The 22,716-nt window shown below is 59.6% G+C and carries 19 protein-coding genes; 13 read left to right on the top strand and 6 right to left on the bottom strand.

Translation table 11 applies throughout. The annotated features are described in order from the left end of the window. The first annotated feature begins 111 nt into the window (after nt 1–111). Nucleotides 112–495 carry a cytochrome b562 gene (gene cybC / locus DVA44_RS21430; RefSeq protein ID WP_114388090.1) on the top strand — a complete coding sequence of 128 codons (384 nt, stop codon included), beginning with the start codon at nt 112–114 and terminating at the stop codon, nt 493–495. A gap of 73 nt (nt 496–568) precedes the next feature. Here the strand turns inward: cybC and DVA44_RS21425 are convergent, their stop codons facing one another. Continuing rightward, on the bottom strand, nt 569–727 hold the full coding sequence (locus tag DVA44_RS21425) for a Hok/Gef family protein (protein WP_103823040.1): 159 nt from the start codon (nt 725–727) through the stop codon (nt 569–571). 419 nt (nt 728–1,146) lie between these two features. Between DVA44_RS21425 and DVA44_RS21420 the strand changes: the two genes are divergently transcribed. From DVA44_RS21420 to DVA44_RS21375, 10 genes are read left to right on the top strand one after another with little or no spacing between them, the layout of a single operon-like run. After that, nucleotides 1,147–1,485 (top strand): glycine dehydrogenase, encoded by a 339-nt coding sequence (locus DVA44_RS21420; protein ID WP_114388089.1) that lies wholly within the window; start codon nt 1,147–1,149, stop codon nt 1,483–1,485. A gap of 10 nt (nt 1,486–1,495) precedes the next feature. Next, complete coding sequence (locus DVA44_RS21415; protein ID WP_006179053.1) at nt 1,496–1,858, top strand: SFCGS family glycine-rich protein; 363 nt, start codon at nt 1,496–1,498, stop codon at nt 1,856–1,858. 2 nt (nt 1,859–1,860) lie between these two features. After that, nucleotides 1,861–2,160 carry a DUF4312 family protein gene (locus DVA44_RS21410; RefSeq protein ID WP_006810338.1) on the top strand — a complete coding sequence of 100 codons (300 nt, stop codon included), beginning with the start codon at nt 1,861–1,863 and terminating at the stop codon, nt 2,158–2,160. A 22-nt stretch (nt 2,161–2,182) separates the two neighbouring features. Then, on the top strand, nt 2,183–2,959 hold the full coding sequence (locus DVA44_RS21405; protein WP_039030609.1) for a DUF4311 domain-containing protein: 777 nt from the start codon (nt 2,183–2,185) through the stop codon (nt 2,957–2,959). A 13-nt stretch (nt 2,960–2,972) separates the two neighbouring features. Further along, nucleotides 2,973–3,614, top strand: coding sequence for a DUF4310 family protein (locus DVA44_RS21400; RefSeq protein WP_103178023.1), 642 nt, complete (start codon nt 2,973–2,975; stop codon nt 3,612–3,614). Between the two features lie 41 nt (nt 3,615–3,655). Beyond that, a complete protein-coding gene (locus DVA44_RS21395) occupies nt 3,656–4,789 on the top strand; it encodes an amidohydrolase/deacetylase family metallohydrolase (RefSeq protein ID WP_114388088.1) in 1,134 nt (377 codons plus the stop codon). Beyond that, the gene (locus DVA44_RS21390; protein ID WP_114388087.1) at nt 4,773–5,891 is read left to right on the top strand and encodes a DgaE family pyridoxal phosphate-dependent ammonia lyase; all 1,119 of its coding nucleotides are present in this window, start codon (nt 4,773–4,775) and stop codon (nt 5,889–5,891) included. The genes DVA44_RS21395 and DVA44_RS21390 overlap by 17 nt, the downstream gene beginning before the upstream one ends. Further along, entirely contained in the window at nt 5,888–6,628 is a 741-nt protein-coding gene (locus DVA44_RS21385) for a KDGP aldolase family protein (RefSeq protein ID WP_114388086.1), read from the top strand. The genes DVA44_RS21390 and DVA44_RS21385 overlap by 4 nt, the downstream gene beginning before the upstream one ends. A 54-nt stretch (nt 6,629–6,682) precedes the next feature. Further along, the gene (locus DVA44_RS21380; RefSeq protein WP_114388085.1) at nt 6,683–7,819 is read left to right on the top strand and encodes a lactonase family protein; all 1,137 of its coding nucleotides are present in this window, start codon (nt 6,683–6,685) and stop codon (nt 7,817–7,819) included. Nucleotides 7,820–7,838: 19 nt separating this feature from the next. Further along, on the top strand, nt 7,839–9,749 hold the full coding sequence (locus DVA44_RS21375) for a transcription antiterminator (protein ID WP_114388084.1): 1,911 nt from the start codon (nt 7,839–7,841) through the stop codon (nt 9,747–9,749). A gap of 2 nt (nt 9,750–9,751) precedes the next feature. On the opposite strand, the gene nrdG is transcribed toward DVA44_RS21375, so the two are convergent. The 5 genes from nrdG to treR all read right to left on the bottom strand — a co-directional run bounded on the left by nrdG (nt 9,752) and on the right by treR (nt 17,027). Continuing rightward, nucleotides 9,752–10,216, bottom strand: a complete 465-nt coding sequence (nrdG, locus tag DVA44_RS21370) for an anaerobic ribonucleoside-triphosphate reductase-activating protein (protein WP_114388083.1) — start codon at nt 10,214–10,216, stop codon at nt 9,752–9,754. 106 nt (nt 10,217–10,322) lie between these two features. After that, on the bottom strand, nt 10,323–12,461 hold the full coding sequence (gene nrdD, locus DVA44_RS21365; RefSeq protein WP_114388082.1) for an anaerobic ribonucleoside-triphosphate reductase: 2,139 nt from the start codon (nt 12,459–12,461) through the stop codon (nt 10,323–10,325). A 370-nt stretch (nt 12,462–12,831) separates the two neighbouring features. Further along, the gene (gene treC / locus DVA44_RS21360; RefSeq protein ID WP_114388081.1) at nt 12,832–14,487 is read right to left on the bottom strand and encodes an alpha,alpha-phosphotrehalase; all 1,656 of its coding nucleotides are present in this window, start codon (nt 14,485–14,487) and stop codon (nt 12,832–12,834) included. 48 nt (nt 14,488–14,535) lie between these two features. Beyond that, nucleotides 14,536–15,954 carry a PTS trehalose transporter subunit IIBC gene (gene treB, locus DVA44_RS21355; protein ID WP_197080147.1) on the bottom strand — a complete coding sequence of 473 codons (1,419 nt, stop codon included), beginning with the start codon at nt 15,952–15,954 and terminating at the stop codon, nt 14,536–14,538. Nucleotides 15,955–16,079: 125 nt separating this feature from the next. After that, a complete protein-coding gene (gene treR / locus DVA44_RS21350; protein ID WP_114316049.1) occupies nt 16,080–17,027 on the bottom strand; it encodes a trehalose operon repressor TreR in 948 nt (315 codons plus the stop codon). A gap of 388 nt (nt 17,028–17,415) precedes the next feature. Between treR and mgtA the strand changes: the two genes are divergently transcribed. Continuing rightward, nucleotides 17,416–20,118: a magnesium-translocating P-type ATPase gene (mgtA, locus tag DVA44_RS21345; protein WP_114388079.1), complete on the top strand. Its 2,703-nt coding sequence runs from the start codon at nt 17,416–17,418 to the stop codon at nt 20,116–20,118. Between the two features lie 155 nt (nt 20,119–20,273). Beyond that, entirely contained in the window at nt 20,274–22,658 is a 2,385-nt protein-coding gene (locus DVA44_RS21340) for a beta-N-acetylhexosaminidase (RefSeq protein WP_114388078.1), read from the top strand. Nucleotides 22,659–22,716: the final 58 nt, after the last annotated feature.

The following is a 22,716-nucleotide window of genomic DNA, read 5'->3' as shown; positions in this document are numbered from 1 at the left end:
CGGTCACTTACTTATGTAAGCTCCCGGGGATTCACGCGCTTGCCGCCTTTCTGCAACGCGAATTATTTAGGGTATTAGTCGGTTTTTTTAATAATAAAAAGGAAGTGAGCAATGCGTAAAATCCTGTTAGCTGTCCTCGCAGCGTCATCGCTGGTCATGAGCACCTCGGTCTTTGCCGACCTTGAAGACAATATGGACACCCTCAGCGAAAACCTGAAAGTGGTGCAAAAAACCGATAACGCGGCGGAGATGAAAGAGGCGTTAACCAAAATGCGCACCGCCGCGGTAGACGCGCAAAAAGAGACCCCGCCAAAGCTGGAAGGCAAAGCGGAAGATAGCCCGGAGATGAAAGATTTCCGCCATGGCCTTGAGACGCTGGTGGGGCAGATTGACGGCGCGCTGAAGCTGGCGAACGAAGGCAAAGTAAAAGAGGCCCAGGCGGCAGCCGATGGCTTTGTTACCACGCGCAATACCTATCACAAAAAATACCGTTAATGGGTGCCTGAGCCTTACGTCCTTGATACACTCATGAAATGCAGGGGGATTGTACTCCCCCCGCATACTCGCTCTACTCCTTGCCAGAGTTGCAATCCAGTCGGGCAGTCACCTCCAGTGAACCTTTGCGATAGCTAATTTCGCACAGGTTTCGCCGGGTTATCAGTGTGAGCAGGATTGCTGTTATTGCGGCAATCGTTGTTACTCTGATAATAAGTTTTGTGCTTTTCATGGATGCCTCCTTGCTTCTTAAGCGGGCGAGGTAGCGAACTCCACGTGTTCGGACGTGTCGTTTCGAGCCCCCGCCCTGATTTTTCGTCAGGCGGGGCTTTCCACTTCCCGTCCCATGCATGAGACGGTCAGTCTCAAACACCCACGGCCACTCTAACGAATCCTCATAAGAAAACCTTATCCAGCTCACACTTCTACGAGTCTGCTCGTAAACTTTTTCACTTCCACAACGTGGCTTTTGCCGTTCAGGAGCGTGATATTCATCACGTTAGGCCAGCGAAAAATCGTTATTCAGCGCAATTATGTGGCACAGATCACTGGTGCCGCTCTCCTTTCCACTTCGAAGTGGAAAACAACTCGCTACAAACCCCTGACACCCGGCGTTAGTTTTATCCCAGAGCCAATAACGGGGTAAGACGAGTGATTAACGGAACGGTAATAAACGACACTGGAGACCAGGCGGCGCAAACTGAACAGCTGGCCAACACCATGCTCAGGCAGATTTTCGCCCTGCTTAGTCATCACCACATTATCCCCAATGCTGTTCAGGAGCAGATGCTGACCTCCCACGTTCACGCCATGGCGCACCGGTCGGTAACCGGCGAACCGTTGCCGGAGGTCGAGGCTGACCTGTTTGACGAAATTTCACCAGAATCCATGCGACTTGCCCGTGAAGTGGTGGCGCAGTTTGGCAATCTTCCTGATGAAGAAGCCTGGCTGCTCTCCGTTCACTTCGAAGTCGCCAAAGACAACCTTTAAGGAGCACATCATGGAACAAATTACAGTGGTCATCGGCGATCGCCTGGGTAAAGGCCAGAAGGTTGCAGCAGGCGTTGAAAAAGCGGGTGGCCGTGCGGTCGTGGTGCCAGGCATGGCGGCAGATATGAAGCTGGGCGACGTGATGAAGGCGGAGAACGCCACCTTCGGTATCTCCTTCTGCGGCAGCGGCGGCGCGGGTGCTATCACCGCCCAGACCAAATATGGCTACAAAGCGAAGTACGGCATGCGCTCGGTCGATGAAGGCGTCACCGCCATCAACGAAGGCTGCAACGTGCTCGGCTTTGGCTTTATGGATAAAGAAGAGCTGGGCGAGCGTCTGGTCCAGGCGTGGCAGAAGAAGCACGGCGCATAAGCATGAAAGAACAGTTCACCACCACGGTGAGAGTGAAGGGCAAGGGCGACGCCAAAGCGCGCGCCTTTGCCGACGCGCTGAACCATGTTCAGGCCGCGGTGATGAAAGCATCGCCGCATATCTTACTGCGTATTGAGCCACAGGATGTGCAGGTTGTTCAGGCGCAAGAAGCGGTGCGTAAAGAGGCGTTTCTGTTCTTCTTTTTGCGCCGGGAAAGACGCACCTACAGCGTGGAGCTGGACGTGACCGTCAACGTGACTGCCATCAATCTGGACCAGGTGGACTTTGTCACGCAACGCTGATTCTTACTAATAGGGCAGACGAATGTTCCTGATAATTTTAATAAAATCGCTCATCATCGGCGGCCTGGTTGGCGTCGGCGTTGGGGCCGGGGCTGCACGCATGTTTCATGCGCCTACCACACAGGGTATGGGCGCGTTTCGTACGTTGGGGGAGCTGAACTCCTGCGAGGGGGATCCGGCGTCCCACTTCTCCTTTGGGTTAGGCTTCTTCTTCAACGCTTGGGCCTCGTCGGTTGCGGCGGGTTCCTTCACCCAGGACGTTGACCACCGCATCATCCCGAACTGGGGTGCCGCGGCGCTGATGATCAAAAACCGCAACGTCGGCGAGACGCTGCACGATCCCCGCAAAATGGCGATTGCCTGCGGCGTGATCGGCATGATTGTCGTCACCTTCCTGAACCTCACCGCCTCCTCCGTTCCGGCCGCGCTGCAGGTCACCGCCGTTAAGGTGCTGGTGCCGGCGGCAAACCTGCTGGTCAACACCGTGATGCCGGTGATCTTCTGGCTGGCGGCCATCGACGCGGGTAAAAAATCGGGCTTCTGGGCCACCGTTTTTGGCGGCGCGGCGCAGCTGATTATGGGTAACGCCGTGCCGGGTCTGGTGCTGGGGATCCTGATCGGTAAAGGGGTGGAAGAGAGCGGCTGGAACCACGTCACCAAAGTGATGATGGCGGCCATCGTTCTGCTCTTCGTGCTGAGCGGCTTCTTCCGCGGCTTCGACATGAAGATGATCGAATCCTTCCATCTGACCGTGCCGAACTGGCTCGACATGATCCACAACTCGCTCAGCGGCAAGTAACAGGAGCCTCTAAATGGAACAGAATAAAGGTTTTTGGTATGCCGACTGGTCGTTCCCGATCTTTGTTGGCCTGCTCTCCTCCGGCGTCTTCGCCGGGACGCACATGTATTACCTCTACGGCATCGGCGCCTTTAACGAAGTGGCCTTCGTGGCGATGCTGAAAGCGGGCATCGATACCGGTGCCTACGGCGCGGTGGCGGCGTTCGGCGCCAGCTTCCTGTTCGCCCGTATTATCGAAGGCTCCCTGGTGGGGATTCTGGATATCGGCGGGGCGATCCAGACTGGCGTCGGCTTAGGCGTGCCGGCGCTGCTGCTGGGGGCGGGCATCATGTTCCCGGTGACCAACTTTATCGCCTCGCTGGCAACCGGCCTGGTGATTGGCCTGGCGATTGGCTACGTCATCATCCTGGCGCGTAAGTTCACCATCAATCAGAGCAACTCCACCTACGGGGCAGACGTGATGATGGGCGCGGGTAACGCCTCCGGCCGCTTCCTCGGGCCGTTAATTATCCTCAGCGCGATGACCGCCTCGATCCCAATCGGCATCGGTTCCCTGTTGGGCGCGCTGCTGTTCTATATCTGGCAGAAGCCGATTACCGGTGGCGCCATCCTCGGCGCAATGCTTTTGGGCTGGCTGTTCCCGGTCGCCCTTTAATACCGCGGGCGCTCCGGCGCCCGTCTTCTCAGGAGAACCCCATGTTTGATTTACTCCTGCGCCGTGCGCGCCTCACCGACGATACCCTGACCGATATCGCCATTCAGGACGGGAAGATCGCGGCGGTTGGCGACATCACCGATCCCGCACAGCACACCGTTGAGCTCAACGGTGACACCTGGGTCAGTGCAGGCTGGATTGACTCCCATGTTCACTGCTACCCGAATTCGCCGATTTATCACGACGAGCCGGACAGCGTCGGCATCGCCACCGGCGTCACCACCGTGGTGGACGCGGGCAGCACCGGGGCGGACGACGTGGATGATTTTTACACGATCACCCGCAACGCCTCCACCGAGGTTTTTGCCCTGCTGAACATCTCCCGCGTGGGGCTGATTGCCCAGAACGAGCTGGCGAACATGGCCAATATCGACGCCGACGCGGTAAAGCAGGCGGTGAAGCGCCACCCTGATTTTATCGTCGGCCTGAAAGCGCGCATGAGCAGCAGCGTGGTGGGCGAGAATGGCATTACGCCGCTGGAACGTGCGAAGGCCATCCAGAAAGAGAACGGCGATCTGCCGCTGATGGTGCACATTGGCAACAACCCGCCAAACCTCGACGAAATCGCCGAGCTGCTGAGTTCAGGCGACATCATCACCCACTGCTACAACGGCAAACCGAACCGCATTCTGACCCCCTCCGGGGAGCTGCGCGCCTCCATTACCTCCGCCCTGAAGCGCGGCGTGCGCCTCGACGTCGGCCACGGCACGGCGAGCTTCAGCTTTGAGGTGGCGAAACGCGCCATCGCGATGGGCATTCTGCCGCACACCATCAGCTCGGATATCTACTGCCGCAACCGCATTAACGGCCCGGTCGGCTCGCTGGCGAGCGTGATGTCGAAATTCCTCGCCATCGGCATGTCGCTGCCGCAGGTGATTGAGTGCGTCACCGCCAACGCTGCCGACGGTCTGCGCCTGACGCGTAAAGGGCGCATTCAGCCGGGTCTCGACGCCGACCTGACGCTCTTCACCCTTAAGCGCCAGCCAACGCTGCTGGTGGATGCCGAAAACGACAGCCTGCAGGCTGAACACATTCTGGTGCCGCTTGCCGCGATCCGCGCGGGCAAGGGCTACATGACCGAACAAGGGAGCACGGAACATGCCTTCAATTTTTGAGAAATACAATTTAAAACAGGTGATTAACACCTCCGGGCGCATGACGGCGCTCGGCGTCTCCACCCCGCGCCCGGAAGTGGTGCAGGCGGCAATGGACGGCATGAACCAGTACTTCGAGATGAAGGATCTGGTCAACAAAACCGGCGAGTACATCGCGAAGCTGCTGGATGTGGAAGGGGCGACCGTCGTCTCCTGCGCCTCGGCGGGCATCGCCCAGTCGGTGGCGGCGGTGCTGGTGAAGGACAGCGACTGGCTGCTGGAGAACCTCCACGTCACCCCGATTGAAAACAATGAGATCGTCCTGCCGAAAGGCCACAACGTCAACTTTGGCGCCCCGGTGGGCACCATGGTGGCGCTGGGCGGCGGCAGGCTGGTGGAAGCGGGCTACGCCAACGAATGTTCCGCCGATCAGCTGGCGGCGGCGATCACCCCACGCACCGCGGCGATCATGTACATCAAATCTCACCACTGCGTGCAGAAGAGCATGCTCAGCGTCGAGCAGGCGGCGGTAGTCGCGCGTAAACACGACCTGCCGCTGATCGTCGATGCCGCAGCGGAAGAGGATCTGCACACTTACTACCGCGCCGGGGCTTCTCTTGTTATCTACAGCGGCGCGAAGGCGATCGAAGGGCCCACCAGCGGGCTGGTGATTGGCAGAACCCAGTACGTTGAGTGGGTTAAACGCCAGACGGCGGGCATTGGCCGGGCGATGAAGGTGGGTAAAGAGGGCATTCTGGGCCTCACCTGCGCCATCGAACACTACCTGACGGCGACCAAAGAGAGCGGGGCGGAGATGGTGGCGAAGATGACGCCGTTCATCGACGCGCTCAATACCCTGAACGGCGTGACCGCCCGCGTGGTCTGGGACAGCGCCGGTCGCGATATCGCCCGCACCGAGATTAAGTTTGACGAAGCCACCACCGGCGTCGGCACCGGCGATCTGGTGCACGCGCTGAAGCAGGGCGAATACGCCATCTACTTCCGCGGCTATAAAGCGAACGAAGGGATTATCGAAGCGGACGTGCGCAGCGTCACCGCTGACCAACTGAACATTGTCTATCGCCGCATCAGCGAAGTATTAGGCCAGGAGAAAACCGCATGAAACTGACCCCCAACTTTTACCGCGACCGCGTCTGCCTGAACGTGCTGGCCGGCTCGAAAGCCAACGCCAGCGCCATTTACGAGGCGGCGGAAGGTCATGTGCTGGTAGGCGTGCTCTCCAAAAACTACCCGGACGTGGCAAGCGCGGTGGCGGATATGCGTGAGTACGCTCAGCTTATCGATAACGCCCTCTCCGTAGGGTTGGGGGCGGGTGACCCGAACCAGTCGGCGATGGTGAGCGAGATCGCCCGTCAGGTGCAGCCGCAGCACGTCAACCAGGTCTTTACTGGCGTGGCGACCAGCCGCGCGCTGCTGGGGCAGAGCGAGTCCGTGGTTAACGGCCTGGTCTCCCCGACCGGCACCGTCGGGATGGTCAAGATCTCTACCGGCCCGCTGAGCAGCGCGGCCCCTGATGGGATCGTCCCGGTGGAAACGGCCATTGCCCTGCTGAAAGATTTCGGCGGCAGCTCAATCAAATACTTCCCGATGGGCGGCCTGAAATGCCGGGACGAATACCAGGCGGTGGCGGAAGCCTGCGCCCGACACGACTTCTGGCTGGAGCCCACCGGTGGCATCGATCTGGAAAACTATGAGGCGATCCTGCAGATCGCCCTCGATGCAGGCGTGAGCAAGATCATCCCGCATATCTACAGCTCGATTATCGACAAAGCCAGCGGTGATACGCGTCCGGAAGATGTGCGTACGCTGCTGGAGATGACGAAAAAACAGGTTAAGTAGTCCCTCACCCTAACCCTCTCCCGCCGGGGGAGGGAAACACGATCAGGAGCCACCATGCACACCCGTAACCTGCTTGTCGCTTCACTCTCAATGCTTGCCACCGCCGCTGTCGCCCAGACGCAATACGCCTGGGTGGGAACCTACAACCCCAACGGTGAAGGGCTCTACCGCTTTACCGTCGACCCGCAATCCGGCGCGCTTGCCAACAAAACGCTGGTGAGCAAACTGCCGAACGCCGCGCAGTTAACCGTCTCCCACGACGGCAAAACGCTCTATCTGGCAAGCGAAGTGGAGCAGGGGGTGGTGCAGGCGCTGCGGGTGGGCGATAACGGCGAGCTGAGCGAACTGAATCAGGTGGCCTCCGGCGGTGCGGGGCCTGTCTATCTCTCGCTGACGCCGAACGGCAAGCACCTGCTGGTGGCCAACTATGTCAGCGGATCCATTGCGGTACTGCCGATCAACACTGACGGCAGCCTGGGTGACGCCACGGATACCCACCAGGATCAAGGCGAACCGGGCGCCGCTAAACCTGAAGCCGCCGTAGAGGGCAGTTTTGCCATTAGCGATCATAACGGCCCCCATGCGCACATGATCGCTGCCGATCCGAGCGGGAAATATGTCTTTGCCACCGATCTGGGGCTGGATCGTATCTATCAGTACCGTTTTGACGATCGCACCGGGAAGCTCACCCCGAACGATCCGCCGTTTATCAGCGCCTCCTCGAAAGGGGCCGGGCCGCGCCATTTCGTCTTTACGCCAAAAGGTGACGCCCTGTGGCTGATAAACGAAGAGGCGTCTACGCTGACCCATTATGCCGTAGAGGCCAACGGCACGCTGAAAGAGGGCAAGAGCCTCTCTGCGCTGCCAGCCGGTTACAAGGGCACCAATTTTGCCGCCGGGCTGGCGTTAAGTGATGATGGTAAGCAGTTGTATGTTGCTAACCGTTTGCATAACAGCATCGGCCACTTTACCGTAACGGCGGAAGGAACGCTGACGCATCAGGACGATGTCTGGACGCGGGGCGATTACCCGCGCACCCTGACGCTGGATAAACAGGGGCGCTGGCTCTATGTCATGAACCAGCGCAGCGACAACATCACCCGTTTTCGCGTGGCGCAGGACGGCAAGCTGAGCGTCGAGCCAGACTATACCCCGGTCGGCAGTCCATCCCAGATGGTCATTTCACCCTAAGCTGTAAGAGGACAACCCCGTGCGATTTCCCAACCAACGTTTAGCGCAACTGTTCGAGATGTTGCAAAACGAGACGCTGCCGCAGGACGAACTGGCGCAACGGTTGTCGGTCTCCACGCGTACCGTCCGGGCTGATATCACCGCGCTCAACGCGCTGCTGGCGGGGAACGGGGCGCAGTTTATCCTTAGCCGGGGTAACGGCTACCAACTGAAAATTGACGATCCGGCGCGCTATCAGCTGTTGCAGGCTTCGCATCCGCGGACGTTGCGTATTCCGCGCACCAGCCAGGAGCGGGTGCACTACCTGGTGGTGCGCTTTCTCACCTCGGCATTCTCCCTCAAGCTGGAGGATCTGGCCGACGAGTGGTTTGTCAGCCGCGCCACGCTGCAGAGCGATATGGCGGAGGTGCGCGAGTGGTTTCATCGCTATCGCCTGACCCTGGAGACCCGCCCGCGTCACGGCATGAAGCTGTTTGGCAGCGAGATGGCGATCCGCGCCTGCCTCACCGATCTGCTGTGGCAGCTGGCGCAGCAGGACAACCTTAATCCGCTGGTGACGGAAGTGGCACTCAATGCGGGCGTGCCGGAGGAGCTCGCCGCCGTGCTGCATGAGACCTTCACCCGCCACCATATCCGCCTGACCGATGAGGGCGAGCTGTTTTTACGGCTCTACGGCGCGGTAACGGTGCGACGCATCAGCGAAGGCTATCCGCTGCCGGAGTTTAACGCCGAAGAGGTGGCCGAGAATGTGCGCGACGCCGCGCGGGATATCGCCAGCGCCATCGCCCGGCTGGCAGATAAAACGCTGTCGCCTTCGGAGGTGACCTGGCTGGGGGTGCATATTGCCGCGCGTCAGGTGCAGGAGATCTCCCCCAGCGCCATCAACGCCGATGATGAAGAGGCGCTGGTGAACTACATCCTGCGCTATATCAACACCCACTATAACTACAACCTCCTCGACGACGCCCAGCTCCACGCGGATCTGCTGACCCACATAAAAACCATGATCACCCGGGTGCGCTATCAGATCATGATCCCCAATCCGCTGCTGGATAACATCAAGCAGCACTATCCGATGGCATGGGACATGACCCTGGCTGCGGTGTCGAGCTGGGGCAAGTACACCCCGTATGTGATCAGCGAAAACGAGATTGGCTTCCTGGTGCTGCATATCGGCGTCGGGCTGGAGCGCCACTACAACATTGGCTATCAGCGCCAGCCGCGGGTGATGCTGGTGTGCGACGCGGGTAACGCGATGGTGCGGATGATCGAGGCCGTTTTGCAGCGCAAGTATCCGCAAATCGAGGTGACGCGCGTGCTGACGCTGCGGGAGTATGAGCAGTGCGAGAACATCAGCGAAGATTTCGTCATCTCCACCGCGCGGATCGGCGAAAAAGCCAAGCCGGTGGTGATGATCGCCCCGTTCCCGACCGACTATCAGCTTGAGCAGATCGGCAAGCTGGTGCTGGTGGACAGAACGCGCCCCTGGATGCTGGAAAAGTACTTTGACGCCAGCCACTTCCGCGTGATTAATCAACCCATCGACCAGCAGACGCTGTTCCGTGAGCTGTGCGGTCAGCTACAGGAGGAGGGGTTTGTGGACGCGGAGTTTCTCGACTCGGTGGTGGAGCGCGAGGCCATCGTCAGCACCCTGCTCGGCGACGGCATCGCCCTGCCGCACTCCCTCGGTTTGCTGGCGCAAAAAACCGTGGTCTACACCGTGCTGGCCCCGCAGGGGATTCAGTGGGGGGATGAAACCGCGCACGTGATCTTCCTGCTGGCGATCAGTAAAAGCGAGTATGAAGAGGCGATGGCCATCTACGATATCTTCGTCACCTTCCTGCGCGAACGGGCGATGACGCGGCTCTGTCAATGTCACGACTTTGCGGAGTTTAAAGCCGTGGCGATGGAGAGTTTGAGCCGGTTTTGAGCTCAACGCAGATGATGCACCACCTGGTTACTGCTGCCCCGCCAGATCAGCATCGGATCTTTTAGATCCTGCACAAATTTGCCGTCGATCAGCACATTGATCAGATCCACCACCTGCATCTGCTTATCGTTCAGTTCGTCCAGCTTATAACCCGTCCACACCCAGATATCTTTGCCCGGGCACTCGGCGCGAATGCGCTGCACCAGCTTAAGGATATCCGGCACGTTTTGCGGGTGCAGCGGATCGCCGCCGGATAACGAAATCCCCTGACGTTTGATGCGCGTGTCGTTGAGATCGTCGATGATCTGCTGTTCCATCTCCGCGGTAAACGGCATGCCGGAATTCAGTCGCCAGGTGCTTTTGTTGTAGCAGCCGGGGCATTCGTGGATGCAGCCGGAGACAAACAGGGTGCAGCGGGTGCCGGGGCCGTTGACGATGTCGACAGGATAATATTGATGATACTTCATAGCGTATAACCACGCCGGGTGTCGCGTAGCGATCCCGGCCTACAATGTGAATGCGAATTGTAGGCCCGGTAAGCGCAGCGCCACCGGGCATAAATGTGGCAGCGGATTAACCGATCTGCCCATTCCCCAGGTGTTTAACCCGGCGCTTCACCTCTTCCTGCTTACCTGCATTGAACGGACGGGCGTCCGGGCTGCCGAGGTAGCCGCACACGCGGCGGGTCACGGAGACGCGGGCGGCGTCGTGGTTACCGCATTTCGGACAGGTGAAGCCTTTGCTGGTGCACTCGAACTCACCGGTAAAGCCGCACTCGTAGCACTCGTCGATAGGCGTGTTGGTGCCGTAGTAGGGCACGTGCTGATAGCTGTAATCCCATACGTCTTCCAGCGCCTTCAGGTTGTGCTGAATGTTCGGGTACTCGCCGTAACAGATAAACCCGCCGCTCGCCAATGGTGGGTAGGCTGCTTCAAAATCGATCTTGTCGTACGGGTTCACCTTCTTCTCCACGTCGAGGTGGAAGCTGTTGGTGTAGTAGCCCTTATCGGTGACACCTTCCACCACGCCAAACTCGGCGGTATCCAGGCGGCAGAAGCGGTCGCACAGGTTTTCGCTCGGGGTGCTGTAGAGGCTGAAGCCGTAGCCGGTTTCCTCTTTCCACCGATCCACCGCGTCGCGCAGGCGCTGGACGATAGCGATACCTTTCTCACGCAGGGCTTCGCTGTCGTAGATGTGCTGGTCGCCAAACAGGGCGTTAATGGTTTCGTGAATGCCGATATAGCCCAGCGAAATGGAGGCCCGGCCATTCTTGAAGATCTCCGACACATCATCGTCGGCCTTCAGGCGTACCCCGCAGGCCCCTTCCATATAGAGGATCGGGGCGACGCGGGCTTTGACTCCTTCCAGACGGGCGATACGGGTCATCAGCGCCTTACGCGCCAGCACCAGGCGCTCGTCCAGCAGTTTCCAGAATGTTGCTTCATTGCCTTTGGCTTCCAGCGCGATGCGCGGCAGGTTCAGGCTGATCACGCCCAGGTTGTTACGCCCGTCGTGGATCTGCTCGCCGTTCTCATCTTCGTACACGCCGAGGAAGCTGCGGCAGCCCATGGGGGTTTTGAACGAGCCGGTGACTTTCACCACCTGGTCATAGTTCAGAATGTCCGGATACATGCGCTTGCTCGCGCACTCCAGCGCCAGCTGTTTGATGTCGTAGTTCGGATCGCCGAACTTGTGGTTCAAACCGTCGCGGATGGCGAACACCAGCTTCGGGAAGACCGCGGTTTTGCGGTTTTTGCCGAGGCCGGAAATGCGGTTACGCAGAATGGACTGCTGGATCAGGCGTGATTCCCAGCTGGTGCCCAGCCCAAAGCCAAAGGTGACAAACGGCGTCTGACCATTGGCGGTGTGCAGGGTGTTCACCTCATATTCCAGTGACTGGAAGGCGTCGTAGCACTCTTTCTCGGTGCGGGAGCGGGCATATCCATCCGCATCCGGGATCTGCCACTCTTCCGCCACCTGGCGATGCTTGTTGAAGCTGGCGGTCACAAACGGGGCCAGTACTTCGTCGATCCGGTTGATGGTGGTGCCGCCATAAATGTGGCTGGCGACCTGGGCGATAATCTGCGCCGTCACTGCGGTGGCGGTGGAGATCGATTTTGGCGGTTCAATCTCGGCGTTGCCCATCTTGAAGCCGTGCGTCAGCATGCCCTTCAGGTCGATCAGCATGCAGTTGAACATCGGGAAGAACGGCGAATAGTCGAGATCGTGATAGTGGATATCCCCGCGCTCATGGGCCTGCACCACATCGCGTGGCAGCAGGTGCTGACGGGCGTAGTGTTTAGCCACAATACCGGCCAGCAGATCGCGCTGGGTGGGGATCACTTTGCTGTCTTTGTTGGCGTTTTCGTTGAGCAGCGCGGAGTTGGTCTGTTCCACCAGGCCGCGGATCTCCTGGTTCAGGCGACCGCGTTTTTCACGTTCAATATCCCGGTCGTGACGGTATTCAATGTAGGCGCGCGCCAGCTGCTTAAACGGGCCGGACATCAGCTGGTTTTCCACCGCGGTCTGGATCTCGTTAATGTCGACCTTGCTGCGGCCCATCATCTGGTTGCTGACCACCTCTGCGACGGTGGCGCAGTAATCTGCGTCATCGACTCCCGCTGCTTTAGCTGCACGCAGAATCGCTTCCTGAATGCGCTCTGATTTGAAAGGCACGTTACAGCCATCTCGTTTCATCACATGCGGTGTCATGATCACTCCATTTAAGAACAGGTTATCCACAGAGGCAGGGAAAAGGCGCGGGAGCGTAACTCTCGACGCGCGCGCGATTTCTCCTGATTTCGACCCTTTTTATCCACAAATTTATGTTGTGTGGTGTCCGTCGTCTTGTGGAAATAATAGACCATGGATACAACATCTTGGGTCGGCGAGCATTCTAAGTTCTATATGTAGTGATTTGCATCAAACAAGTTTGCGATTTATTTGATTCAGGACAAGGTAAAAAACGAAGTGTACAGATGACGCGCGATAGAGGATTTGTAAATTTTGCAAGCCGAAATCGGGGTGATTTTCCACCCAAAAAGCGTGCGCCGGGCAACCGCGCGGTGCCCGGCGCAGAAGGTTATGCCTGTAGCCACCAGACCGCTTCAAACGGCCTCAGGGTCATGGCGCCCGGCTGCGGCGAGACCTCGGCATAGTTGCTCATCGCCACCTGCCAGTTGCCGTCCACCGCCTGCGGTTGCCAGGGCTGGCAGTCGCGGCTCAGGTTAGCCACCACCATCAGCGTCTGGCCCTGCCACTGACGGCGGTAGCACCACAGCGACGGGTGATCCGGGAGCAGATCCTCATACTCACCCCAAGTCAGCACCGGCAGGGTTTTACGCAGCTTAATCAGCCCCTGGTAGGTGTAAAACACCGAGTCGGGATCGGCCAGCGCCGCGGCGACGTGGATTGTCTCTGCGTTATCGCTCAGGGCGATCCACGGCTCGCCGGTGGTGAAGCCGGCGTTGGGGGAGGCGTCCCACTGCATCGGCGTGCGGCTGTTGTCGCGGGATTTGCTCGCGAGGATCGCCAGCAGCTCATCGGCGTCCCGCCCCTGGGTGCGCAGTTCGGCGAACATGTTGTGGCTCTCCACGTCCCGGTAGTCGGTGATGCGGGTGAAGTGCGGGTTGGTCATGCCAATCTCTTCACCCTGATAGATGTAAGGCGTGCCCTGCATGCCGTGCAGCACCATCGCCAGCATCTTCGCCGCCGGGACGCGATACTCTCCCTCATCGCCAAAGCGCGAGACGATGCGCGGCTGATCGTGGTTACACCAGAACAGCGCGTTCCATGCCCGGTTGTGCATCCCCTGCTGCCAGTGGCTGAACAGGGCCTTCAGCGCCACGAAATCGGGCTTCGCCAGCGTCCACTTTTCGCCGTTGGGATAATCCACCTTCAGGTGGTGGAAGTTAAAGGTCATCGACAGCTCACGCCCGTCGAGCGCCGCGTACTGCTGGCAGTGTTCGAGGCGGGTAGAGGACATCTCGCCCACCGTCATCAGATTACGCGGGGTAAAAACCTCCCGACTCATCTCCTGCAAAAACGCGTGTATGCGCGGGCCATCGGTGTAGAAGCGGCGGCCATCACCGATCGCATCGTCGGGGAAGTCCTGGTCTTTCGACACCAGGTTAATCACGTCGAGACGCAGGCCGTCCACGCCGCGATCGGCCCAGAACTCGCATACCTTTTTCAGCTCGGCGCGCACCTGCGGGTTCTCCCAGTTGAGATCGGCCTGCTCCGGGGCAAAGAGGTGCAGATAGTACTGCTCGCTTTCGGCGTGCCAGCGCCAGGCGTTGCCGCCAAACTTGGAGCGCCAGTTGTTTGGCGCCTGCTCCGGGGTGCCGTCGCGCCAGATATAGAACTCCCGGTACGGGCTGGCTTTATTGAGCGACTCGCGGAACCACGCGTGCTGGGTGGAGGTATGGTTAAACACCATATCCAGCACGATGCGTATCCCGCGCTCATGAGCCTGGGCCACCAGCGCGTCGAAATCATCCAGCGTGCCGTAGGCTGGATCGATGCTGAGGTAGTTTGCCACGTCGTAGCCGTTATCCACCTGTGGGGAGATGTAGAACGGTGTCAGCCAGAGGGCGTCAACGCCGAGGGTTTTCAGGTAGTCGAGACGCGACGTCACGCCGCGCAGATCGCCGGTGCCGCGCCCGGTGGTGTCCTGGAAGCTCTTCGGGTAGATCTGATAGATGACGCCGTTTTGCCACCAGTGAGGAAGGGTATTCATAATGCGTTCCTGCAAATGCGAAGGGGCGCAACTGCGCCCCGAAGAAGATTAAACCGCCTGCAACGTGCCCTGACGATACTTGCGCTGATAAACAACGGTCGTGAGCGCCATCGGCACGACGATCGCCACGGCCATCGCCAGCGCGAAGACCTGCCAGAAGGCGGTCTGGATGGAGAGGATGCCTGGCAGACCGCCGACGCCGATGCCGTTGGCCATCACGCCGTTCAGGCCGCACAGCAGGCCCGCCAGCCCGGAGCCGATCATCGCGCAGAGCATCGGGAAGCGGTATTTCAGGTTGATGCCGTACATCGCCGGTTCGGTGACGCCGAGATAGGCGGAGATGGCCGCCGGAACCGAGATCTCACGTTCGTTATGCTTACGGCTGACGATGATGATGCCGGTGACCGCCGAGGCCTGCGCAATGTTCGACAGGGCGATCAGCGGCCACACAGGGGTGCCGCCGAGGCTCTGGATCATCTGCATATCAATCGCCAGGGTGGTCTGATGCACGCCGGTAATCACCAGCGGGGCATAGAGGAAGCCAAACAGCGCGGCGCCAATCGGGGCAAAGCTGCCGGTCATCAGGTGACGCACCGCGTACGCCACGCCGTCGCCAATCATGCGGCCAAACGGACCGATAAAGGCGTGGGCGAGGAACACCGCGAGGATCAGGGAGCAGACCGGCACCACCACCAGGTAGAGGTAATCCGGCACCATGCGCTTAAGACGGGTTTCAATCATCCCCAGCGCCAGGCCGGCGAGCAGGGCCGGGATCACCTGCGCCTGATAGCCCACTTTGGCGATGGTGAACAGGCCGAAGTTCCACACCTCCGGCACCTGCTGACCAAGTAAGTAAGCGTTCATTAACTGCGGAGAGACCAGCGTTACGCCCAGCACGATGCCGAGGATTGGCGTACCACCCATTTTGCGCACCGCCGACCAGCAGATCCCCACCGGCAGATAGAAGAAGATCGCCTCGCCAATCAGCCACAGGAAGTCATAGATGCTCTGCAACGCCGGGTAGATCTGCGCCAGGGTTTTGCCGCCGCTCATTGGCACATCGCCAATCAGGTTACGGAAGCCGAGGATCAAGCCGCCGCTGATCAGCGCCGGCAGCAGCGGGAAGAAAATCTCCGCGAAATGTGAAATGAGCTGTTCATGCCACTTCATATTCTGGCGCGCGGCCTTTTTGGCCTGCTCTTTATCCGCCGATGAATGACCGGTGGTGGCCAGCAGCGCCTTGTAGTAGTCGCCCACCTCGGTGCCGATCACCACCTGGAACTGTCCGGCGTTGGTGAAGCAGCCTTTCACCATCGACAGCTCTTCGATCGCTTTCGGGTTGGCTTTGGCCGGATCGTTTAACACAAAACGCAGGCGGGTAATGCAGTGGCTGACCGTGGCGATGTTGTCACGTCCGCCAACCAGCACGATCAGCTGGTCGATATCCGTTTGTTTTACTTTGCTCATCATGAAACCTCATGACAGATGGTAGGGGTTATGGACTGGGGGCAAGCCTACTCTTTCAGCGTAATCCGGAAAATGGGAACGTTCCCGAAATCGGGCGAGGATCACAATAAAGCCTCTTTTGACGCTCAGGAGAGGGTGGCGGGAATGACGATCTGACGCGGTTTGCTGCGGCCGTTAATCTGCTCAATCAATTGTCTGGCGGCCTGACGGCCGGAGTCGGCGTAGCCGGGATCGACAGTGATGATCTCCGGGTGGAGGAACTTCATCAGCGGCGTATTGCCCACGCTCGCCAGTTGCAGGTTATCGATTCGCTGTTCTTGTAAGTACTTACTTGCGCCCAGAGCGAGCGTATCCGTGGCACAGAGCAGCGCAGTGGTCTGCGGGGTCAGCACGTCGGCCACCTTTTCATAACCTTGCTTCATGCCAAGGCCGGGTAACGCGGCTACGGCGGGGAGCGCGTGCTGTTTACAAAACGCGAGGTAGGCAGCATGACGGCGCTGACCGGTGGTAACGTCGCTATGCGGCACGCCAAGATAGCTGATATGGCGATGGCCGCTCTCATACAGACGCTGCATCAGGGTAAGGATCGCCCCTTCGTCGTCATAGCACACAGAGGCAAACCCGCGGGCATCCCGCGCCATCAGCACCAGCGACGGCTTCCAAGGGATGAGCATCTCTTCATTGATGCCGGTAAAGCCAAACAGCACCACCCCGTCAATGTTGCGGCGTTTCAGCATGCCGAGGTGCTCTTCCACCATCTGCGGCGAGAATTTGCTCTCCATCATGATCGGATCGTAGCCCTGCTCATAGAAGGCGGGCAGCATGGTCTGTACGGCCAGGTTCTCTGAAAGCGAATCCAGACGGGTGACGATGATCGCCACCACTTTATCGCTCTGCCCACGCATGGCGCGGGCCGAGCGGGAAGGGGAGAAACCGTGCTGGTTCATAACCGCCTCGACCCGTTCACGCGTGCGCTGGCTGACACCACTTTCGTTGTTCAGCACCCGTGAGACGGTGGACTTACCCACGCCGCTCAGACGCGCAATATCTTTAATGGTGAGGCGGTTCTGCATGCTTTATATCCTGTTATGCATCAATGAAATAATCACTAATCCTAAGTCGGGTCCCGGGTTGTGCAATGGGCAATGTCTGGTTTACGTTTGGTTTAATACCCGGCCGTTATCATACCGCCCGAATTGCCGTACGCGGTATGGCTAAAACGCTATAGTGCGCACCGACTTACCTTTTTTTCTTACCGGAGGCTGTATGGATCCCGATCCCACCCCTCTCCCGACAGGGAGAACCCGTTCACTCCGGTAAGCCTTTTCACTGCCTTACCGGATGCGTAGGGCAGTGACGTATTCCCGCGTCCCTGCATAACTGATATCGCCGCTCAGGTGTGGCTCTGTCACGTCTGAAGGCAAAACTGCGCCCGTTTTTTGCGGGTGCGGGGGACTTGTTATGTTTAAAAATTTCACACAGCAGCTGTTTGCCCGGCTGAGCCGTCACCTGCCGCGCCGTCTGGTGCAGCGCACCCCTATGGCAACCGGCAAAAGTGATGCCGCTATTCCCGCCACCCTTGCCGCCCACTGCCTGCAGGTTGCCGCCATGGATGAGCCCGCCCTGTGGCGGACGTTTGGCAGCCACCCGGAAGGGCTCACCGCCGCCGAGGTTCAGGCTACCCGCGCTCTTCACGGCGAAAACACCATCCCGGCGCAACAACCGGCCCGCTGGTGGGTGCATCTGTGGGCTTGCTACCGCAACCCTTTTAACCTGCTGCTGACGGTGCTTGGTCTTATCTCTTATGCCACGGAAGACCTGTTTGCCGCCGGGGTGATCGCCCTGATGGTGGGCATCTCCACGCTGCTGAACTTTATCCAGGAGGCCCGCTCCACCCGGGCGGCTGATGCCCTGAAGGCGATGGTCAGCAACACCGCCACCGTCCTGCGCACCCTCAACGACAAAGGGGAAAGCGGCTGGCAGGAGATCCCCATTGACCAGCTGGTGCCGGGGGATCTGGTGAAGCTGGCGGCCGGGGACATGATCCCGGCCGATTTACGCATTATCCAGGCCCGCGACCTGTTCGTGGCCCAGGCGTCGTTGACCGGCGAATCCCTGCCGGTAGAGAAAGTCGCCCACAGCCGCGATTCGCAGCAGAAAAACCCGCTGGAGTGCGACACCCTCTGCTTTATGGGCACCACGGTAGTGAGTGGTACGGCGCAGGCGATGGTGATCGCCACCGGAGGCAACACCTGGTTTGGGCAGCTGGCCGGGCGCGTCAGCGAGCAGGAGAGCGAACCCAACGCCTTCCAGCAGGGAATTGGCCGCGTCAGCATGCTGCTGATCCGCTTTATGCTGGCGATGACCCCCATCGTGCTGCTGATTAACGGCTACACCAAAGGTGACTGGTGGGAAGCGGCGCTGTTCGCCCTCTCGGTGGCGGTGGGACTCACCCCGGAGATGTTGCCGATGATTGTCACCTCGACCCTGGCGCGTGGGGCGGTAAAACTCTCGAAGCAGAAGGTGATCGTCAAGCACCTGGACGCCATCCAGAACTTTGGCGCCATGGATATCCTCTGCACCGATAAAACCGGCACCCTGACCCAGGACAAGATTGTGCTGGAGCACCACACCGACATCGCAGGCAAGATCTGCGAGCGGGTGCTGGAAACCGCCTGGCTGAACAGCCACTACCAGACCGGGCTGAAGAATCTGCTCGACGTCGCGGTGCTGGAAGGGGTGGATGAAGCCACCGCCCGCGCCCTTTCATCCCGCTGGCAGAAGGTGGATGAGATCCCCTTCGATTTCGAACGCCGCCGCATGTCGGTGGTGGTGAGTGAAGAGCAGGGCGTGCATCAGCTGATCTGCAAAGGGGCATTGCAGGAGATCCTCAATGTTTCTACCCAGGTGCGGCATCACAGTGAAATCGTTCCCCTGGATGAGACCATGCTACGACGCATCAAACGCGTCACCGACAACCTGAACCGCCAGGGGCTGCGGGTGGTGGCGGTCGCCAGCAAGTTCCTGCCCGCGCGGGAAGGTGACTATCAGCGTATCGACGAATCCGATTTGATCCTCGAAGGGTATATCGCCTTCCTCGATCCGCCGAAAGAGACCACGGCACCGGCGTTAAAGGCGCTGAAAGAGAGCGGCATTACGGTGAAAATCCTCACCGGCGACAGCGAGCTGGTGGCGGCGAAAGTGTGCCGCGACGTGGGGCTGGATGCAGGCGAAGTGGTGACGGGCAGCGACATAGAAGCCCTCTCTGACGACGCGCTGGCGCTGCTGGCCCAACGCACCACGCTCTTTGCGCGCCTGACCCCGATGCACAAGGAGCGCATTGTCACCCTGCTGAAGCGCGAGGGGCATGTGGTGGGCTTTATGGGTGATGGCATTAACGACGCCCCCGCGCTGCGTGCGGCGGATATCGGGATTTCGGTCGACGGCGCGGTGGATATCGCCCGGGAGGCGGCGGATATCATTCTGCTGGAGAAGAGCCTGATGGTGCTGGAAGAGGGAGTGATCGAAGGCCGCCGCACCTTCGCCAATATGCTCAAGTACATCAAAATGACCGCCAGCTCCAACTTCGGCAACGTCTTTAGCGTCCTGGTGGCGAGCGCGTTTCTGCCGTTCCTGCCGATGCTGCCGCTGCATCTGCTGATCCAGAACCTGATGTACGACATCTCCCAGGTGGCGATCCCGTTTGATAACGTCGACGACGATCAGATCCAGAAGCCGCAGCGCTGGGAACCGGCAGAACTGGGCCGTTTTATGCTCTTTTTCGGCCCGATCAGCTCGATCTTCGACATTTTAACTTTCTGCCTGATGTGGTTTGTGTTCCACGCTAACACCCCGGAGCAGCAGACTTTATTCCAATCCGGCTGGTTCGTGGTGGGGCTGCTGTCGCAAACGCTGATTGTGCATATGATCCGCACCCGGCGCATCCCGTTCCTCCAGAGCCGCGCCGCCTGGCCGCTGATCGTGATGACGGGGCTGGTGATGGTGCTCGGCATCGCGCTGCCGTTCTCGGGGCTTGCGGGCTATCTGCAACTGCAGGCGCTGCCGCTCAGCTACTTCCCGTGGCTGGTGGCGATCCTCGCCGGGTATATGACGCTGACGCAGCTGGTGAAAGGGTTTTATAGCCGCCGGTACGGGTGGCAGTGATTTTTGCCGGGTAAGGCGAAACCGCCACCCGGCAAATGGCTTTCTTCCCAAATTCAACAACCTGTGATCGCCATCATCCGCCGCGCTTGACGCAAATTTGCGCACATGTTAACAGAATGTTTTGCCTTTTTCGGCCCGTCAAATAAGGAACATTCATGTTACGGTACAGCCTCTTAACCGCCGGGCTTATGCTCGGCTTTTCTGCGTTTGCGGCTCCCGCAGGCGATCTCCCCCTGATGCCCTGGCCTGCAAAGGTCGAACGCCCGGCCACCCAGGGCACGCTGGTGCTGAGCAATAACTTCTCCGTCAGCGTCTCCGGAGACGAGCTCGGCGATGCGGTGACCCGTCTGCGCCAGCGGGTGGCGCTGCAAACCGGCTGGACGCTTCAGCCGCAGGCAGAAAAACCAGAGAAGCCTACGGTGACCATCGCCATCGCCCGCAAGGTGGCTCCACTGCCTAAACCGGACAGCGATGAAAGCTACAAACTCACCGTTGACGCCAGCGGGGTGAACATTACCGCCAACACCCGCTTCGGCGCGCTGCGGGCAATGGAGACCCTGCTTCAGCTGGTGCAGAACGGCCCGGAAAACACCGCCCTGCCGTGGGTGACCATTGAAGATGCCCCGCGTTTCCCGTGGCGTGGCTTGCTGCTTGATTCGGCCCGCCACTTTATTCCGCTGGAGGATATCAAACGCCAGATCGACGGCATGGCGGCGGCGAAACTCAACGTGCTGCACTGGCACTTAACCGACGATCAAGGCTGGCGGTTTGCCTCGAAGCGCTACCCGAAACTGACCGAGCTCGCCAGTGACGGACTCTTCTACACCCAGGATCAAATGCGTGACGTGGTGCGCTACGCCGCCGCGCGTGGTATTCGCGTGGTGCCGGAAATTGACATGCCCGGCCATGCGTCGGCCATCGCGGTGGCCTATCCGGAGCTGATGAGCGCCCCGGGGCCTTACGAGATGGAGCGCCAGTGGGGCGTGCTCAAGCCGGTGATGGATCCCACCAAAGAGGCGACTTACACCTTCGCTGGCGCGATGATCGCTGAACTGGCGGCGATCTTCCCGGATCCCTATCTGCATATCGGCGGCGATGAGGTGGACGACACCCAGTGGAAAGCGAATCCCGCCATCCAGCAATTTATGCGTGACAACAAGCTGGCGGACAGTCATGCGTTGCAGGCGTACTTCAACCGCAAGCTGGAGACGATCCTCGAGAAAAATCAGCGCCAGATGGTGGGCTGGGATGAGATCTTCCACCCGGATCTGCCCAAAAGCATTCTGATCCAGTCCTGGCAGGGGCAGGACGCACTGGGGGAGGTGGCGAAGCAGGGCTACAAAGGGATCCTCTCTACCGGGTTCTATCTCGATCAGCCCCAGTACACCGCCTATCACTACCGCAATGAGATCGTGCCCCAGGGGCTGAACAATGTGGATGTCATTACCGACAGCGACAGCGCCCAGAGCTGGTCCTTCACCCTGCCGCGCCTGAAGGGCAAGCCGCTGGAGGGCAGTTTTACCCTGATAAAAGGCGACGCGGGCTGGCGCGGGTTTATTGATTTCAACGGCAAATCCCGACGGGCGGTGCAGGATATCGTCTGGCGCAGCGACAATCAGGTGAGCTTCACCGTGGATACCTGGATGGGGGAGACCCGCCCGGTAGTGACGGTGAAAGAGGACAAGATTGACGGCTATTTCCTGCTGGGTAACAGCCGTTATCCGGTGACAGGCCAACGGCTGGATGCGGTGCCGGAAGGGATCGCTCCGGCGGTGCCGGACGCCAGCCAGCAGGCCAATCTGCTGGGCGGCGAGGCGGCGCTGTGGGCGGAAAACGTGGCGGCGCCGGTGCTGGATATCAAACTGTGGCCGCGGACATTTGCAGTGGCGGAACGCCTGTGGTCGGCGCAGGAGGTGAAGGATATCGACAACATGTATACCCGCCTGCAGGCGATGGATAGCTGGTCGACGGTGTCGGTAGGGTTGCAGCAGCATGCCCGCCAGCAGGTACAGTTCACACGTCTGGGGAACACCACCGACACGCTGCCGCTGACGATCCTCGCCCAGGCGCTGGAGCCTGCCCACTATTACACCCGTAACCATCTTAAATTCCAGGCCGGAAATTATGATTTGTTTGAGCCGCTAAACCGACTGGCCGACGCGCTGGCGCCGGAGAGCAACCAGGTGCGGCAGATGAACCGCTGGGTGGAGCGGCTGGTGAGCGATGCTGAGGATAGCGAAAGCGCGGAGTCGCTGCGCCATCTCTTTAACCGCTGGCAGAACAATACGCCGGACGTGCTGGCGCTGGCCGAAAACAGCTATCAGCTGAAGGCGATAACGCCGGTGATCCAGACGGTGGACAAGCTGGCGGCGATTGGGCTGCGCTTAACGGATCTGGTGGCGCGTCAGGGGACGCTGGATGATACGGAGATTGCGTCGATTCAGGGCGAGCTGGATAAGGCGGCGCAGATTCAGGATGAAGTGGTGATTGCGGCGGTCTATCCGCTGGAGAAACTGCTGCGCGCGACGCGCAATCAGTAAAAAAATGCCCGGTGGCGCTACGCTTACCGGGCTGACTAAACATTCAGATCCGTAGGCC

It is taken from the genome of Leclercia sp. W17 (assembly GCF_003336325.1).
In the GTDB taxonomy this organism is placed as follows: Bacteria; Pseudomonadota; Gammaproteobacteria; order Enterobacterales; family Enterobacteriaceae; genus Enterobacter.
Note: the sequence above shows the minus strand (reverse complement) of the source record. Positions and strands in the feature narration are given on the sequence as shown.

Bases quoted from the DNA above. Each gene is read 5' to 3' on its own strand.
- DVA44_RS21340 (WP_114388078.1), top strand. From the start codon at position 20,274: ATGTTACGGTACAGCCTCTTAACCGCCGGGCTTATGCTCGGCTTTTCT.
- DVA44_RS21380 (WP_114388085.1), top strand. From the start codon at position 6,683: ATGCACACCCGTAACCTGCTTGTCGCTTCACTCTCAATGCTTGCCACC.
- DVA44_RS21385 (WP_114388086.1), top strand. From the start codon at position 5,888: ATGAAACTGACCCCCAACTTTTACCGCGACCGCGTCTGCCTGAACGTG.
- DVA44_RS21400 (WP_103178023.1), top strand. From the start codon at position 2,973: ATGGAACAGAATAAAGGTTTTTGGTATGCCGACTGGTCGTTCCCGATC.
- DVA44_RS21390 (WP_114388087.1), top strand. From the start codon at position 4,773: ATGCCTTCAATTTTTGAGAAATACAATTTAAAACAGGTGATTAACACC.
- treC (WP_114388081.1), bottom strand. From the start codon at position 14,487: ATGAATACCCTTCCTCACTGGTGGCAAAACGGCGTCATCTATCAGATC.
- treB (WP_197080147.1), bottom strand. From the start codon at position 15,954: ATGAGCAAAGTAAAACAAACGGATATCGACCAGCTGATCGTGCTGGTT.
- treR (WP_114316049.1), bottom strand. From the start codon at position 17,027: ATGCAGAACCGCCTCACCATTAAAGATATTGCGCGTCTGAGCGGCGTG.
- mgtA (WP_114388079.1), top strand. From the start codon at position 17,416: ATGTTTAAAAATTTCACACAGCAGCTGTTTGCCCGGCTGAGCCGTCAC.
- nrdD (WP_114388082.1), bottom strand. From the start codon at position 12,461: ATGACACCGCATGTGATGAAACGAGATGGCTGTAACGTGCCTTTCAAA.
- DVA44_RS21425 (WP_103823040.1), bottom strand. From the start codon at position 727: ATGAAAAGCACAAAACTTATTATCAGAGTAACAACGATTGCCGCAATA.
- DVA44_RS21415 (WP_006179053.1), top strand. From the start codon at position 1,496: ATGGAACAAATTACAGTGGTCATCGGCGATCGCCTGGGTAAAGGCCAG.
- nrdG (WP_114388083.1), bottom strand. From the start codon at position 10,216: ATGAAGTATCATCAATATTATCCTGTCGACATCGTCAACGGCCCCGGC.
- DVA44_RS21405 (WP_039030609.1), top strand. From the start codon at position 2,183: ATGTTCCTGATAATTTTAATAAAATCGCTCATCATCGGCGGCCTGGTT.
- DVA44_RS21395 (WP_114388088.1), top strand. From the start codon at position 3,656: ATGTTTGATTTACTCCTGCGCCGTGCGCGCCTCACCGACGATACCCTG.
- cybC (WP_114388090.1), top strand. From the start codon at position 112: ATGCGTAAAATCCTGTTAGCTGTCCTCGCAGCGTCATCGCTGGTCATG.
- DVA44_RS21410 (WP_006810338.1), top strand. From the start codon at position 1,861: ATGAAAGAACAGTTCACCACCACGGTGAGAGTGAAGGGCAAGGGCGAC.